The organism is Tardiphaga sp. 619_E2_N8_4 (assembly GCF_051810905.1).
GTDB lineage: Bacteria > Pseudomonadota > Alphaproteobacteria > Rhizobiales > Xanthobacteraceae > Tardiphaga > Tardiphaga robiniae.
The window spans coordinates 25035-40622 of record NZ_JBPWQJ010000002.1; the positions used below are offsets into that span (position 1 = coordinate 25035).

17 protein-coding genes are annotated in these 15588 nt (G+C 61.3%); 8 read left to right on the top strand and 9 right to left on the bottom strand.

Features of this window, described 5'->3' with window-relative positions; all coding sequences use genetic code 11:
- Positions 1-223 precede the first annotated feature (223 nt).
- The 5 genes from arsH to AB8A23_RS29830 are packed head-to-tail and all read right to left on the bottom strand — an operon-like array spanning position 224 to position 3322.
- Positions 224-940 carry an arsenical resistance protein ArsH gene (arsH, locus tag AB8A23_RS29810; RefSeq protein WP_439060645.1) on the bottom strand — a complete coding sequence of 239 codons (717 nt, stop codon included), beginning with the start codon at positions 938-940 and terminating at the stop codon, positions 224-226.
- Positions 933-1346 carry an arsenate reductase (glutaredoxin) gene (gene arsC, locus AB8A23_RS29815; RefSeq protein WP_439061211.1) on the bottom strand — a complete coding sequence of 138 codons (414 nt, stop codon included), beginning with the start codon at positions 1344-1346 and terminating at the stop codon, positions 933-935. Before arsC ends, arsH begins: the two co-directional genes overlap by 8 nt.
- Positions 1343-2401, bottom strand: a complete 1059-nt coding sequence (gene arsB, locus AB8A23_RS29820) for an ACR3 family arsenite efflux transporter (RefSeq protein ID WP_439060643.1) — start codon at positions 2399-2401, stop codon at positions 1343-1345. The genes arsC and arsB overlap by 4 nt, the downstream gene beginning before the upstream one ends.
- A gap of 1 nt (position 2402) precedes the next feature.
- The gene (locus tag AB8A23_RS29825; RefSeq protein ID WP_439060642.1) at positions 2403-2930 is read right to left on the bottom strand and encodes an arsenate reductase ArsC; all 528 of its coding nucleotides are present in this window, start codon (positions 2928-2930) and stop codon (positions 2403-2405) included.
- 11 nt (positions 2931-2941) lie between these two features.
- Positions 2942-3322 carry an ArsR/SmtB family transcription factor gene (locus AB8A23_RS29830; protein ID WP_439060641.1) on the bottom strand — a complete coding sequence of 127 codons (381 nt, stop codon included), beginning with the start codon at positions 3320-3322 and terminating at the stop codon, positions 2942-2944.
- A 113-nt stretch (positions 3323-3435) separates the two neighbouring features.
- On the opposite strand from AB8A23_RS29830, the gene AB8A23_RS29835 reads away from it, so the two are divergent.
- The 4 genes from AB8A23_RS29835 (at position 3436) to AB8A23_RS29850 (ending at position 7589) form a co-directional block, all read left to right on the top strand.
- Complete coding sequence (locus AB8A23_RS29835; protein WP_439060640.1) at positions 3436-3756, top strand: ArsR/SmtB family transcription factor; 321 nt, start codon at positions 3436-3438, stop codon at positions 3754-3756.
- A 48-nt stretch (positions 3757-3804) separates the two neighbouring features.
- On the top strand, positions 3805-5118 hold the full coding sequence (locus tag AB8A23_RS29840) for an NAD(P)-binding domain-containing protein (protein ID WP_439060639.1): 1314 nt from the start codon (positions 3805-3807) through the stop codon (positions 5116-5118).
- 100 nt (positions 5119-5218) lie between these two features.
- Positions 5219-6382, top strand: a complete 1164-nt coding sequence (locus AB8A23_RS29845) for an MFS transporter (RefSeq protein WP_439060647.1) — start codon at positions 5219-5221, stop codon at positions 6380-6382.
- A gap of 7 nt (positions 6383-6389) precedes the next feature.
- Positions 6390-7589 (top strand): MFS transporter, encoded by a 1200-nt coding sequence (locus tag AB8A23_RS29850; RefSeq protein WP_439060638.1) that lies wholly within the window; start codon positions 6390-6392, stop codon positions 7587-7589.
- Between the two features lie 83 nt (positions 7590-7672).
- On the opposite strand, the gene scpB is transcribed toward AB8A23_RS29850, so the two are convergent.
- Positions 7673-8320 (bottom strand): SMC-Scp complex subunit ScpB, encoded by a 648-nt coding sequence (scpB, locus tag AB8A23_RS29855; protein ID WP_439060637.1) that lies wholly within the window; start codon positions 8318-8320, stop codon positions 7673-7675.
- A 1-nt stretch (position 8321) separates the two neighbouring features.
- Positions 8322-9263, bottom strand: a complete 942-nt coding sequence (locus AB8A23_RS29860; RefSeq protein WP_439060636.1) for a DUF1403 family protein — start codon at positions 9261-9263, stop codon at positions 8322-8324.
- A gap of 272 nt (positions 9264-9535) precedes the next feature.
- Here AB8A23_RS29860 and AB8A23_RS29865 point away from each other — a divergent pair, with 272 nt between their 5' ends.
- Positions 9536-10525 (top strand): site-specific integrase, encoded by a 990-nt coding sequence (locus AB8A23_RS29865; RefSeq protein WP_439060635.1) that lies wholly within the window; start codon positions 9536-9538, stop codon positions 10523-10525.
- 65 nt (positions 10526-10590) lie between these two features.
- Here AB8A23_RS29865 and AB8A23_RS29870 read toward each other — a convergent pair whose 3' ends face one another.
- Both AB8A23_RS29870 and AB8A23_RS29875 read right to left on the bottom strand, forming a co-directional pair.
- Positions 10591-10986 (bottom strand): type II toxin-antitoxin system VapC family toxin, encoded by a 396-nt coding sequence (locus tag AB8A23_RS29870; protein ID WP_439060634.1) that lies wholly within the window; start codon positions 10984-10986, stop codon positions 10591-10593.
- Positions 10986-11231, bottom strand: a complete 246-nt coding sequence (locus AB8A23_RS29875; protein WP_120286850.1) for a type II toxin-antitoxin system VapB family antitoxin — start codon at positions 11229-11231, stop codon at positions 10986-10988. The genes AB8A23_RS29870 and AB8A23_RS29875 overlap by 1 nt, the downstream gene beginning before the upstream one ends.
- A 629-nt stretch (positions 11232-11860) precedes the next feature.
- Between AB8A23_RS29875 and repA the strand changes: the two genes are divergently transcribed.
- The 3 genes from repA (at position 11861) to repC (ending at position 15520) form a co-directional block, all read left to right on the top strand.
- On the top strand, positions 11861-13054 hold the full coding sequence (gene repA, locus AB8A23_RS29880; RefSeq protein WP_120286851.1) for a plasmid partitioning protein RepA: 1194 nt from the start codon (positions 11861-11863) through the stop codon (positions 13052-13054).
- A gap of 79 nt (positions 13055-13133) precedes the next feature.
- A complete protein-coding gene (gene repB / locus AB8A23_RS29885; RefSeq protein WP_439060633.1) occupies positions 13134-14135 on the top strand; it encodes a plasmid partitioning protein RepB in 1002 nt (333 codons plus the stop codon).
- 152 nt (positions 14136-14287) lie between these two features.
- Positions 14288-15520: a plasmid replication protein RepC gene (gene repC / locus AB8A23_RS29890; RefSeq protein WP_439060632.1), complete on the top strand. Its 1233-nt coding sequence runs from the start codon at positions 14288-14290 to the stop codon at positions 15518-15520.
- Positions 15521-15588 lie beyond the last annotated feature (68 nt).

Sequence of the window (15588 nt, forward strand, 5' to 3'; positions counted from 1 at the left end):
GTAGACCGCGACAACTTTGCGCGCGAGCATTGGGATGGTGATTAAACGGATTAATGCCTGCAGCGTCCCGATGAGGATTCCGCCTGCACAATGCTGGCATTCTAGCTTTGCTCCTACAACAATTGTTCGCCGTTCGGGTGTTATGGAATACGGTGTCGGACTGATAATGAGCGCAGCGTGCAGGTTTCCGCGGCGTTAATGCGGTCTGACAGCGCTCGCGCTCCTAGAGGGCCTTATCAAGCTGGAGCCTCTCGGAGAGTTTAGCCGCAGCTTCCCGTCGCTCGCTATAGCGATCAGTCAGGTAAGGCGACACCGCCCGCGTGAGCAGCGTGAACTTAACGAGCTCTTCCATCACGTCCACGATGCGGTCGTAATACGGAGAAGGCAGCATGCGGCCAGTCTCGTCGAACTGCTCATAAGCCTTGGCTACCGACGATTGATTGGGAATCGTCACCATCCGCATCCAGCGCCCGAGCACCCGCAGCTGGTTGACGGCATTGAAGGACTGCGAACCTCCGCTGACCTGCATGACCGCAAGCGTCTTCCCCTGCGTGGGCCGCACAGCGCCAATCGCCAGCGGGATCCAATCGATCTGCGCTTTCATGATGCCGGTCATCGCGCCGTGACGTTCTGGGCTGCACCAGACCTGGCCTTCAGACCAGGCTGAGAGCTCACGCAGCTCGGCTACCTTCGGATGGTTAGCGGGCACTCCATCCGGCAGCGGCAATCCGGTGGGATTGAAGATACGGGTTTCAGCACCAAAGGCTTCCAGGAGCCGGGCCGCTTCTTCCGTCGCGAAGCGGCTGAACGAGCGCTCGCGCAAGGACCCGTAAAGCAACAGGATGCGCGGCTTGTGGGATGGTGGCTCCCCATGCAACAGCGCGAGTTCTGGCAATTTGACGGAAGCAATGTCGAGGTTCGGCAAGGAGAGATCAGTCAGCACTGCTAACCTCAATCACTTCACCATCTTCCTTTACGAACCGGCCGATATGCGGGTTCGGCAATAATTCCACTACCGCCTCTGATGGACGGCACAGCTTGACGCCATGCGGCGTCACGACGATAGGCCGATTGATCAGGATCGGATGCTGCATCATGAAATCGATCAGCTCGTCCTCGGTCCACTTCTGGTCCCCAAGACCAAGCTCAACGAATGGCGTCCCCTTCTCGCGCAACAACGCGCGGGCTGGCATCTTCATCGCCGCCAGCAGCTCCACCAGACGTGCGCGCGATGGCGGCGTCTTCAGGTACTCGATGACTTCCGGCTCTTCGCCGCTCTGGCGTATCATCGCCAAGGTGTTGCGGGACGTGCCGCAGTCAGGGTTGTGATAAATCGTTACGGTCATGGCCGCGCCTCCACTTTGTTTGTTGTGGGCTTCGGCGCTCCCTCCTCGTACCAGCCACGCGTGGCTTTCACGATTTTGACCACCGACAGCATCACCGGTACTTCCACCAGCACACCCACCACGGTCGCCAATGCGGCCCCCGAGTTTAGGCCAAACAGGCTGATGGCCGCTGCGACTGCCAACTCAAAGAAGTTGCTCGCACCAATCAGCGCAGCAGGAGCCGCAACACACCACGCCACTCCAAACTGGCGGCTGAGCCAGTAAGCCAGGCCCGCATTGAAGTAGACCTGGATGAGGATTGGCACCGCCAGGATGGCAATCACCATCGGCTGCGCAATGATCTGCTCGCCCTGGAAACCGAACAGCAGCACCAGCGTGGCCAGCAGGGAAACCAAGGAGACAGAGCCCAGACGCCCGACCGTCCGCTCAAACGCGACCGGCCCTTGGTTGAGCAAGGCGCGGCGCCAGAATTGCGCAACCACCACCGGCACCACGATATAGAGCAGCACGGAGAGCAGCAGCGTATCCCACGGCACTGAGATGGACGCGACGCCCAGCAGCAATCCCACCAGCGGCGCGAACAGGAACACCATCAACACGTCATTCAGTGCAACCTGGCTTAGCGTGAAGTGCGGCTCGCCTTCCACAAGGTTGGACCAAACAAACACCATGGCGGTGCAAGGCGCAGCCGCCAGCAGGATAAGCCCCGCGATGTAGGACGACACCTGCCCGGCTGGCAGCATCGGCGCGAACAGGTAGCCGATAAAGAAGGTGCCAAGCAGCGCCATCGAAAATGGTTTGACCGCCCAATTGATGAAGAGGGTTACGCCGACGCCCTTCCAGTGCTCGGCCACCTTGCCCAGCGCCCCAAAATCTATTTTGAGGAGCATGGGAATAATCATCAGCCAGATAAGCACCGCCACCGGCATGTTGACCTTGGCGACCTCGGCGCTCGCAATGACGCCGAAGACACTTGGCATCAGGTGTCCAAGCGCCACGCCCACCACGATGCAAAGGGCAACCCATAAAGTCAGGTATCGTTCGAAGACGCTCATGTTAGGCGACCTGCGGCCGCGTGGTGCTGGCCCCCTCGCCGTCACCGATCTCCTTCAAGGTCGCACGCAGCGACATCTTGTCGATCGAGGCCAGCGGCAAAGCCGAGAACAGCGCGATCCGGTTCTTCATGTATTTGAAGGCGGCAACGAACGCGGCTTCCTGCTCAAAATCCGAGCCGGTTACAGCCGCCGGATCTTCAATGCCCCAATGCGCAGTCATCGGCTGCCCCGGCCACACCGGGCAGGACTCGCCCGCAGCGCTGTCGCAAACCGTAAACACGAAATCCATCTTCGGCGCATCAACGGCGGCGTATTCGAGCCAGCTCTTGGATCGCAGACCGTCGGTTGGATAATCGAAGCTCTTGAGGACCTTCACAGCGATGGGATGGATATCACCCTTGGGCTGGCTGCCTGCGGAGAACGCCTGAAAGCGTCCACCCCCGTCTTTTCGCAGAATGGACTCGGCAAGAACCGAACGCGCGGAGTTGCCGGTGCAGAGGAACAGTACGTTGTAAATACGCTCGGTCACGGGTGCCTCCATTAGGCTTTGGTGTTGGCTTTGGTTTTCCGCTTGCCCGCAGTCTTCGGGGGGCAACAGGGTATCAGGCTGGCTATCAGCGGCTCACATTGTGCGGCATCGCCACCGCAACAGTCCTCGACCATGAACAAGGTCAGCGCCTGGAACGTCTTGAGGTTGGCGCGATAGATGATCGAGCGGCTTTGGCGCTCGCCTACCACGAGCCCCGCCCGCGCCAGGATCGCCAGGTGCGCAGACATGGTGTTCTGCGGAATACCGACCGAGCGGGCCAGTTCTCCAGCCGGAATGCCTTCCGGCTCGCTCTTTACCAGCAACTTGAACGTATCAAGCCGGGTGTTCTGAGCGAGGGCGGCAAAAGCCAATATTGCGTTTTCTGATTCCATATATCCAGCTTTATGGATTCATTGGGGCGCGTCAAGAGGGGAGATGGAATACCTATTTCGAATAAACTAGAAATACGGTTGACATGGGCAGGCTTAGGAGCTTCCATGCGGCTATGAAATTAGATGACGCAGCTGCCCGCCTTGAAGCCCTTGGCAACCCAACGCGCCTGAAGATCTACCGCGCGCTTGTCCGCGCGGGTCAGGCAGGGATGCCGGTCGGTCGCCTTCAGGACAAGTTGAAGGTCGCGCCATCAACCCTCTCTCATCATATCAAGACGCTGATGGTTGCTGGGCTTATTACCCAAGTCAGGGAGGCAACCACTCTGGTGTGTCATGCCAACTACGACATCATGCAGGGATTGGTGGACTTCCTCGTTGCCGAATGCTGCGCGGATGCAGTGGACTGTGCGCCGGCAAAGAGCTCCGCAGCATGAATATTTTTGACTTTTATTTCTATAATTCTAGCAGAAAGGGATAACGCTATGATTCAGACCAAGACGGTTGCTGTCATCGGAGCAGGCCCGGTCGGGCTCGCTGCCGCAGCCCACATCCTGGAGCGGGGCATGACGCCCATTGTGCTGGAGGCGGGCCCCAAAGTCGGCCACGCAGTCCGGCAATGGGGTCACGTCCAGTTGTTTTCACCCTGGGAGTACAATGTTGACCCGGCCGCCAAGCGCCTGCTTGAGGCCACGGGATGGAATTCCCCGGCACCTGGTGACTATCCGACGGGGTCTCAACTCGTTGAGCAGTACCTGGAGCCATTGGCGAACAGGACTCGGCTGCAGGACCATATCCTCACCTCAAGCAAAGTTACGGAAATCAGCCGCCAGGGTTTTGACAAGCTCAAGAGCAAAGGACGCGCCTCTGCGCCTTTTGAGATCCGCTATCAGACGTCGGCCAATGGGACGCAGGTGACCCGCGCCGATGCGGTGATTGATGTCACCGGTACCTGGGCCACGCCAAACCCCGCTGGTGCGAACGGTCTCTATGCCATCGGCGAGAAGGACGCAGCCGACAGGGTCGCTTACGCCATGCCGGACATCCTTGGTTCCGACCGGGCGCGCTATGCCGGAAAGACAGTTGCTGTCCTGGGCGCAGGCCATTCGGCGATTGGTACCCTCACCAGTCTCGCCCACCTCAAGAGCGAAGTACCCGAGACGACCGTCATCTGGCTTCTTCGCGGCGAAGATCACGCAAAGGCATTTGGCGGCGGAGCCAACGATAAACTTGCCGCGCGAGGCGAACTCGGTTCGGCGTTTGCCGCTCTCGTATCAGCAGGTCTGGTGCAGGTCGAACCGGGATTCCGGGCAACGCATTTGAACCTTGAAGAGGGACGTCTGCGCATCTCTGGTGGCTCCGCCTGCTGCGGGCGAAACCTCAAAGCTGATGAGCTGATTGTGGCGACCGGTTTCCGCCCAAGCTTCGACTTCGTGCGCGAGCTGCGCATCAAACTCGACCCGGCCATTGAATGTCCGGTGGCCCTGGCACCGTTGATTGATCCCAACGAACACAGCTGCGGCACAGTTCGTCCCCACGGCGCACGGGAGCTGGCGCAGGATGAACCGGGCTTCTACTTTGCAGGCATGAAGAGCTATGGACGTGCACCGACTTTCCTCATGTTGACCGGTTATGAGCAGGTACGCTCGATTGCAGCTGACATTGCGGGCGACCATCAAGCCGCTGAACGCGTAGAACTCGTTCTTCCCGAGACCGGGGTCTGCTCACGTACATCTGTCGAGAAGACAAGCTGCTGCGGCGATCCTGAACCGGCCGTGAAAAGCAGCTGCTGCGCATGATGAGAAGGGAGCAACCCCTGCACCGACTACAAGCGTCAGGAAGGGACAGTCATAAGTGACTGCGTTTGGGACCTGGCAGGGACGCCCGGCAATTGTCGCCATGTGCATCGGGCAGCTGGGAAGCCTGCTGCCGCACGTAGTCGTGCCGTCGATCCTTGCCCAGTTTCTGATTCCCGAGTGGCATTTGACCGGCGCAAATGCAGGATTGCTCGCTGGCAGTTACGCTGCAGGCTACATGCTTGCGGTGCCGTTCCTCGCCACGCTCACCGATCGGATAGATGCGCGCTATGTCCTGATCGCGGGCTCCGCCCTCAGTGCTCTCGCAACCCTGTTGTTTGGTGTGTTCGCGCAAGGCCTCTGGTCGGGCGCGGCTCTTTGGGCGTTTGCCGGGGTTGGGTTCGCGGGAGCCTATATGCCGGGCCTCAAAGCCCTGACCGACCGGCTCAACCCGGGCGACTCGTCCCGCGCGGTGACATTTTATACGTCAAGCTTTTCGTTGGGCGTCGGCCTTTCATTTCTGGTCTCCCAGCTGGTCGCCGAGAACATCGGGTGGCGCACGGCGTTCTACGTCACCGCAGCGGGACCGCTGGTGATGATTGTCGCCTGCCTTCTGTTGAAGCCTCACACCCCGAAACCGAGCAAGGGACGCCTTCTTAATTTCGTACCTGTCTTCCGCAACAAACCGGCGATGGGCTTCGTGCTCGGTTACGGCGCCCACTGTTTTGAGCTCTACGGCATCCGCACTTGGTTGGTGGCATTCTGGACTTTCGTCGCAAGCAACAGCGGCGGACCTTCTCTGCTTACGCCCATTGCCATCAGTTTTGCGTTTTCCATTCTGGCCATGCCATCCAGTATTTTGGGAAACGAGGTTGCACTTCGGCTCGGTCGGCACCGTGCCGTTACTGCTATCATGGTGATGTCTGCCTCCATCGCCGTTCTCATCGGTGCTATGGCCGGTCAATCACCTTGGCTGCTCCTGCCGCTCATTCTGCTTTATGCAGTCACGGTTCCCGCCGACTCCGGCGCGTTGACCGCTGGTATGACCATGGCGGCCAATCCCGATAATCGTGGGGCAACCATGGCCGTGCATTCCACCGTTGGCTTCGGGTTCTCGGCACTTGGCGCGTGGTGCGTGGGTTCGGCCCTCGATCTGGCCGGTGGGCCGCACGTCGCCTCCGCGTGGTTCTTCGCCTTCTGCGTTCTCGCGGGAGGCATTCTGCTCGGCCCCCTCGCCCTTGCTTGGTCCCGAGCGAAAGCCACCTAGGACATCCATGGAATCCCCAGCCAGCGAACGACAACTTCCCGTTATCCTTGCGCTTGGCACGACACAGACGTTGGCATGGGCATCGAGCTACTATCTTCCCGCTATCCTTGCGGACCCCATTGCACGTGATCTGGGTATCTCCAGCAACTGGTTCTTCGCCGCCTTTTCAGCGGCACTGGCCATCTCTGGCCTGCTCGGCCCACGCGTTGGCAGGCAGATTGATGTTGTCGGTGGACGTCAGGTCCTTTCCATCTCAAACGTGACCTTTGCTATCGGCCTGGCGCTGCTCGGCGCATCGCATTCTCTCTGGATGCTGGCAACCGCCTGGCTCCTGCTGGGCATTGGCATGGGCCTCGGGCTTTACGACGCGGCATTCGGCGCACTCGGTCGCATCTATGGCGACAAGGCCCGTCGCGCGATTACGGGGATCACGCTGCTGGCAGGATTTGCCAGCACCATCGGTTGGCCGCTGACCGCATGGGGCCTGGAAACCATCGGATGGCGCAACACCTGTTTCGCATGGGCGGCCGCGCACGTCGTCATCGGCCTGCCCCTTAATGTGTTTTTCCTGCCAACCGTCCGGCGCGTGGCGACGGCCACGACCGAGGCGGTCAAGCCGCACATTCCGATTGACCGCACGATGGTACTGCTTGCCTTTGCATTCGCTGCCGCATGGGCGGTTACGGGCGCGATGGCGGCCCACCTGCCCCGCATCCTTGAGTCCACAGGGGCCACCACCGTGCAGGCGATTGCCGCTGGCGCGTTCATCGGACCGGCCCAGGTGTTTGCCCGTGTTATGGAGGTCAGCGTGCTTAGTCGCCTCCATCCGTTGACCACCACTCGCCTAGCTTGCATCACCCATCCGCTCGGCGCGATCATCGTAGCGGTTTTTGGTGGTGGCGCTGCCAGCGTATTCGCGGTCTTCCATGGAGCGGGCAACGGCATCCTCACGATTGCTCGCGGCACCTTGCCGCTCGCCATCTTCGGACCGCAGAACTACGGCTATCGACTGGGCCTGCTGGGAGCTCCCGCCCGCATCGCGCAGGCACTGGCCCCCCTCGCCTTCAGCCTCTTGATTGATGTTCTGGGCGGCCGCGTGCTGCTGGTTTCATCTGCGCTGAGCATCCTGGCGTTGCTGGCCCTCAGCTTTGTCCATTCGCGACAACCAGCGAGAGCAGCGAGCAGTGAAAGCACCGCGACCACATAGCCCCTGTTGTCGGTCGAACGTGGGTCATGCGGTTTAGGCGATGCCAAGCTGCTTCTCGACCGACGGGCTGGCTAGATCCGTCACTAGCCCTCGATCGCCTCGCCCGCGGGCAAGATGTCGCCGGCGAACAGCTTGTCCTTGCTGAGCAGGCCGGCGTCCTCGAGCGCCTCCATGTCCGGCAGGTCGCGCAGCGTGTCGAAGCCAAACTGCGCCAGGAAGGCCTTGGTCGTCACATAGGTGTAGGGCGCGCCGGGCTGCGGCGCCCTTGGGCCGGAGCCGATCAAGTCCAGCCTGCGCAGATGCCCGATCACGTCGCGGCTGACCTCCTTGCCGAAGAACCGGCCGAGCTCGCCGCGGGTGATCGGCTGGAAATATCCCACACACAGCAACACCTGCATCTCGCTCGCCGACAGCGCGCTGCCCGGCTCCCCTGCCCCGGTCGCGGTGCGGATCGCATCGGCGAATTGTTTGCGGGTGCGGTGCTGCCAGCCGCCGGCGACGGCGACCAGCTCATAGGGGCGGCCGCGCAGTTCGGCCTGGATGTCGTCGATGATCAGATCGAGATTGCAATCGGGTCCGACGACCTTCGCCAGCATGGCGCGGGTGACGGGTTCGCGCGATGCAAAGATCACCGCTTCGACGCGGCCCATCCATTCGCGCCAGCGCAGCGCGGTCGGCAGATCCGTGAGTTTGGTGTCCAGCGTGAGTTTGGCTTTGGCGCGGCGTCCCATCTTACAGCCCGTACAGTCTGAACGTGGGGCGGCCGGTCAGTTCGCGGACGACGCCGAGCGACACCAGACGTTCGAACAGCCGTCGGCTGGAACGATCGCTGGCGGTCTGCCCTCCCCGCGCCGGTTGCGCGTCCTCGCTGAGCAAGGTCGCCACCATGGTGTCGGCATCCCGGCTGCGCAGTTTCGGCGCCGCGCCGAGCAAGCGATCGGCGCGGTGTCCGAGCTCGGCATAGCGATCCCAGGCGGCCGCCGCGGCGCGCGCATAAGCCAGGCTGCAGACCTGCATCCAGCCTTGCTCATCGCCGTTAGTTGCCGCCCGGCGCAGACCATTGCCGGTGAGATGCGCCGCCAGCAGCGGCACCGGCGCCGGCCAGCTCAAGCGATGGGCGAGCACGGCATCGGCCAGCCACAGCGCCAGCGGCCCGCAGTCCGGTCGCAGCCGCAGGCTCATCGCCGCCGTTGCCGCGGCGGCCTGCACCGGATTGCCGTCGCCGATGCACTGCGCCAGCGCGCATGCGATCGCCTCCTGCAGCGCTTCGTCGTCGCGGCACGCCAGCAGCGCCGGCAGCATCGTCGGCCACGTCTCCTTCAGCGTGAGCGCCTTGCCGGTCCCGAGGCGACGCCAGGCGCCGAGCAGTCGGCCGGCGGGGCCCGGATCATCGCGGCTCTGGCGCAGATACCAGTGATCACGCAGCATCGCTTCGTCTTCCGTGCGACCGCCCTGCCCGGCCAGCCTGGCTGCGCATGTCAGCGCGAGGCGCTGGCGCCACAACGTGCCGAGCAGATGCTCATCGCGCGCGATCGGATGCAGCGCCGCCAGCGCTGCGCCGGCGGCAAATAACGCATCGGATGCAGTGTTTGACGTGTCACAGGGACGCGCCCAGCCCGGCATCGGCGGGAAGCGGCGGGGCGGTGCCGGAATCATGCGGGCGCGGGATGACATGCCGCAGTGTAAGTCGGCGCGGCGCTTTGCGCCATGAAATCCGCCCAAACCGCCCCAGGTTATGGTTAATAAAAACGAACGATAATGTTGCCTTATCGTTCGTTTTTCGAATACTCGCCGCGATGAGTCTTGCCGTCCCCTCCAGCGCCGAATCCGAGTCCCAAGACGGCGCCGTGCCGCCCGATGGCGCGACTGCCGCCGGCGATCGTGCGGTCGCAGACCTCGCGGCCGAGGGCCCAAGCGCCCTCCCCGCCCGGGCCAGAGATTCCCGGATGCCGCCGCAGCTCGCCCGGCTGGCCGATCGCGCCCGCGACTATGTCGATGCCGCAAGCTCCGCCAACACCCGCCGCGCCTATGCCGCCGACTGGAAGCATTTTGCCGCCTGGTGCCGGCGCCATCATCTCGAGGTGCTGCCGCCCTCCCCGCAGACCGTCGGCCTTTACGTCACCGCCTGCGCCTCGGGCGCGGCGGCCGCCGATGGCCTGCCGAATTCCGTCTCCACCATCGAGCGCCGGCTGTCGGCGCTGAGCTGGCACTTCGCGCAGCGGGGCACGGCGCTGGACCGGGCCGACCGTCACATCGCCACCGTGATGGCGGGCATCCGCAACACTCATGGCGTCCCGCCCCGGCAGAAAGACGCCGTGCTGCCCGAGGACGTCATTGCCATGCTGGAGACACTGGATCGCGGCAGCCTGCGAGGGCTGCGCGACCGCGCCATGCTGCTGCTCGGTTTTGCCGGCGGGCTGCGGCGCTCGGAGATCGTCGGCCTCGACCTGCACCGGGACGACACCGAGGATGGCCGCGGCTGGGTCGAGATTCTCGACAAGGGTATGCTCGTCACTGTGCGCGGTAAGACCGGCTGGCGCGAGATCGAGATCGGCCGCGGCTCGTCGGATGTCACCTGCCCGGTCACGGCGCTGCAGACCTGGTTGAACCTGGCCCGCATCGGTCACGGCCCGCTGTTCCGCCGGGTGACCGGGCAGGGCCGGGAGGTCGGGCCGGATCGGCTGCACGATCAGGAGATCGCCCGGCTGGTCAAACGCGCCGCGCTTGCCGCCGGCGTCCGCGCCGATCTGGACGAAGGCGACCGGCCGGGCAAGTTCGCTGGGCATTCGCTGCGGGCCGGCCTCGCCTCCTCCGCCGAGGTCGACGAGCGCTACGTCCAGAAGCAGCTCGGCCACGCCAGCGCCGAGCAGACGCGGAAGTACCAGCGGCGCCGCGATCGCTTCCGGGTCAATCTGACCAAGGCGGCGGGGCTGTAGTGTTGTTTGGCGTGGGCTTGCGAGGATCACTTGCAGCATTGCCGGACGAACCAGACGATCGGAAACTAAGCTGCCTCAATATCGGTCTGCGGAAAATCGCCACCCTTAAACATCAGAGGCTCGCCAAGATGACGAGCACACGCGTAAGCGAAGCAGTCCCCGAAATTCAGCCGAGCTGGGTGTCGACCTTTGCCGAAACGGTCGAAAGCGTTGAGTGCAATCTGGGCCGCCTCAGGCGGTACAGGCACCGCCGTGATCTCCATAAGCGACAAGTAACTTTCAACAGCCTCAGCAGCATCGGCTATCGGAAGATTAAGAACGCGCGCGATGGCGATCGCTGTTTCCCATACTGCGAGAGGCGAAGTCAGTCGGGTTTTCGCGCGCTGGACCCGGGCGAGCAACTCCCGCGCCTCATTTTCGTCGGTCAGCATCGCCGTGAGCGCCGACGCGTCGATAAACATCAGGCGTCTTCATATAGGCTGTCGCGGAACGCCTTATCCGCAGGCTTACCATTCTGCGGATCAGCCTTGGCTCTCAGATCACGACAGAATTGTACCCCAAGATCGACTAAGCTCGGCGCGCCCTGTTCGCGCTCAAGTTCGTGAGCCAAGGCAGCATGCACGGCCTCGGTCAAACCGATATTCTTAAGCGCCGCAACGCGCCGGGCTAACGCGTCCGTCTCGGGATTTTTAATATGGAAAGCCATGGGACGGCCTCTACCTTGCGTCGTGTAGCCTAATATAACGAGAAGGATAGACGATTAGAAGTGGCCGGTGAACGGGAAAAGTATCGACGCTCTGCCCCCGCCCCGATCCGACGTTCGGACTTTCCAGCACCTGATCACCACCTGTCCCAGACAGCGATCGTCCCGGCCGCAAACCTAGTCGCTGATCATTCCGGCGCCCTTCCACCCGGCAGCCGACGGGATCATCCGCTCCCGCCATTTGGCCAGGAGACCGCAGCCGTGGTGCCTGGAGCGGTGGCCCGCGGGGGCCATGCGACCTGTTTTGCGGGAGAAGTCCGTGGCGCGCCGCCTAAATTGACAGCCGTGCAGAATCCAAAATATCCTAGTGATTTCAAGGAACTAAACATACGTTCATTGCGCTCTGGGCGCAATATGACGCTCTTTTCGAGCGCACTGCAGGCAAGATCTCGACGTAAACTCTCCGCTTCCGGCCCGTCACGCCGCGCACACGCGATTCAATCCGCCGTAGACCCGAATATGGCGCGTTAACCTTTCATTAACGGAAAAATCCTTGCCGGATTTCAAGAATCGGGCACATTCACACTTGAACGGTGATTTGCGTCGGAAAAGCGTTTTTTGGGACTGGTCTAATGGATGCGAACACAGATATCGATTTTGACACGACCATCCTGCAGCAGGGTGAGCTTGTCTCCGAGAAGCTGAACATATTGCGATTCGAGCAGTTCCCGCCTGATGCCACCAAAGGGCTTCGCGGATTCTCGCTGGCCGAAGTCGCTGCATTCTTAGGCGTCACCGCCAGTCACATCAAAAAAATCCACCTCGAAGGCAAGGGGCCTGAACCCGCCACCACGCCGTCGGGACGGAGGACCTACACGGCCGAGCAGATGATGGAGCTTCGCCAATTCCTGGACAAGAACGGGCGGGCCGATGTCAAACGGTACGTACCCCGGCGCCGGGCAGGGGAGTCGATGCAAGTCATATCGGTCGTAAATTTCAAGGGCGGTTCGGGCAAGACGACGACGGCCGCCCATCTCGCGCAATATCTGGCGCTGACTGGTCATCGTGTTCTCGTAATCGATCTGGATCCCCAAGCCTCGCTCTCGGCTCTGCATGGGATCCAACCGGAACTCGACAAAAACCCGTCGCTGTATGAGGCCCTACGCTACGATTCTAACCGAAAGTCGATTAGAGAAACGATCCGTCCTACGAACTTTCCTGGGCTGGACATCGTGCCGGCCAACCTCGAACTTCAAGAATACGAATACGAGACGCCTCTTGCTGCAGCGGACCGCAGCTCCAACGAAGGGCGAACATTCTTTACGCGCATATCGTCGGCTTTGAAGGACGTGGACGACCGATACGATGTGGTCGTGATCGATTGCCCTCCGCAGCTTGGCTATCTCACACTTACGGCGCTGATGGCTTCGACCTCGGTCCTGATCACCGTCCACCCGCAGATGCTCGACATCCTATCGATGTCGCAATTTCTGCTGATGCTCGGGGGCATCCTGCAATCGATTAAGGGTGCTGGCGCCGCCGTAAAACTCAAATGGTTTCGTTATCTCGTTACGCGCTTTGAGCCGACCGACGGGCCGCAGGCGCAGATGGTCGGGTTTATGCAGGCTATGTTCGCCGGCAATGTGCTCTCCAACCATATGTTAAAATCAACGGCTATCTCGGATGCCGGCATCACCAAACAGTCGCTCTACGAGGTAGAGAAGTCGCAGTTCATCCGCTCGACTTACGAGCGCGCCGTTGAAAGCATGAACGCGGTCAACAGCGAAATCGCCAGCTTGATTCATAGCGCATGGGGCCGGCGATGAGCGCTAAATTGACAGCCGTGCAAGACGCGAGATTTCCTAATCGGATCAACTGTCTAGCTCCTCGATGGGAGGACCGGTCATGAGGAAGAATTTGCTCGGCACCCTCTCTGGCGCTGATGCGACGCAACGGGGGGCTGAGGTTCCAGCTGGGGCTACGACTGCTCGCGCTGACTATGCGATGCGCGGTGCTTCTGGCGCTATGCGCCGCTCTTTGGATGAACTCGCACAAGCATCCCAAAGGTTGATGGAAGGCGAAACTATCGTCAGCCTCGACCCCGCGCTGGTAGACCAGTCGCCGATCCTCGATCGCATCCAGGCAGATGATCAAGAGTATCAAGAATTGTTAGAGGCCATTCAAGCCCGCGGCCAAGATACCCCGATCCTAGTGCGGCCTCATCCCAAGGAGGCGGGCCGTTACGTCATTGTCTTCGGGCGCCGGCGGCTGAAAGTCGCGCTTGAGCTCGGACTTCAGGTGAAGTCCGTGATCAAGCAGCTAGACGACACTACTGCCATCGTCGCTCAGGGACAGGAAAATGCTGCTCGTTCCAATCTTTCATTTATCGAGAAGTCGCGCTTTGCAAGGCGTCTTTCTGATCTCAGCTACGGCAAGGACACGATAAAGGCGGCGCTGGCCATCGACGATACCTTGCTGTCGCGCATGCTCTCTGTCGCGGAGTTGATCCCGGACGACGTGCTTGAGGCTATCGGCGCCGCAAAGGGTGTCGGCCGCGACCGTTGGGAGGAACTCAAGAAAATTGTGCAGACGCCGACGATGGCCGCCAAGGCCGTCGCCTTCGTTGAGGGCGAGAAATTTGCCGAGGCACAATCGGATGACCGCTTCAACACGTTGTTGAGCCACCTGCAATCCCAACGCAAACCTCAAGGTGGGCCAAAGCTTGCGAAGCCGACGACCTGGTCGCCGTCGGATCAATCCGTAAAGGTCTCAGGCAGGCGTTCCGGAAAGTCTTACACCCTTGCGCTGTCGGCTAAAGACGGGCCGCAACTCGGCGATTGGATTTTGAACAACCTGGAGTCCATTTATCAGGATTTCAGACGAGCGAAGAAGAAAACAGGAGATTAGACGAGCAAAAGAAAAAGGCCCCCGTCACGTCGCCGTTCCGGAAGCCCTTCTCTAAGTTGGCACTCTGAGAATCACACTTCCGCGAATCACTGTCAAGTCTCGGCGCCGTTTTCGGCGAGCGGATTTCTTTTGCCCTAACTGAGGGCGAACATATGAATACGCATACCCCCACGACGCCCTTTGGGCGGCGGTCGCTGACGCTTGCCCATGTGGCAAGTCAGATGGTGGCCACTGAGAGGCCGCCTGAGAAGGTCGTGCACAAATGGAAGGTCTATCAGACCATCTGTGCCGCCCGACCACGGCTCGCGGTTTCCGAGCGATCGCTCTCGGTACTGAATGCGCTCCTGACATTTCATCCGGAGACCACATTGACGGGGGAGGGCGATTTGATTGTCTTCCCGTCCAACCATCAATTGTCGTTGCGTGCACACGGGATGCCGGCATCTACGTTACGGCGCCATCTTGCCGTGCTGGTCGATGCCGGTTTGGTGGTTCGGCGCGACAGCCCCAACGGCAAGCGCTACGCCCGCAAGGGCACTGCTGGCGAGATCGAATTCGCTTTCGGCTTTGACCTGTCCCCGCTGGTTGTCCGATCGGAAGAGTTCGCAGGCCTCGCCGCCGAGATCCAGGCGGAAGCGCGGGCCCTCAAGCTTGTTCGCGAGCGGATCACGCTATGCCGGCGCGACATCGCCAAGATGATCGCTACGGGCATCGAGGACGATGTCCCGACACGTCGGGGAGGGCAGGGCCCGGCCGACTGGCAGGAGGTCCACACGGCCTTCCGCTCGATCGTGGACGGGATTCCGCGCACGGCGACCAGGCAAGAACTTGAGCCGATTGCCGAGGAGCTTTCGCAGCTTGCCGACGACGTCCTCAATGTTCTCGAAACACACATTAAATCCAAGAATACGAGCGCCAATGAGTCCCATTCCGAGCGTCACATACAGAGTTCAAATACAGACCCCCTTATTGATCTTGAACCTAGCCTTGCAGAAGGCAGGGCTGAAACTCTTGAGACAAAGCCGCGGGCAGAGGCGAGGGTGGAAGCGACCTATCCGTTAGGGATGGTGCTGAACGCTTGCCCCGACATCGTCGATTACGCCAAGAGCGGGATTGCCAACTGGCGCGATTTTCTCGCCACCGCCGCGGTCGTCCGGTCGATGCTGGGGATCAGTCCAAGCGCCTGGGAGGAGGCCGAAAAGGTGCTGGGCGAAACGCCGGCCGCGATCGTGGTTGCCTGCATCCTGCAGCGCGGCGAGGCGATCAGATCCGCCGGCGGCTACCTGCGCGGGTTGACACAGAAAGCCAAGGACGGGGAGTTCTCGCTCGGTCCGATTTTGATGTCGCAGATCAATTCGAAGCTTCGGGAAAAGCGGCGGGCGTGACGCGCAACCTAAAACCCAGCTACGAGACGAGTATCCGCCGTTGCGCAGCGACCGACTGCGTCCCAGTC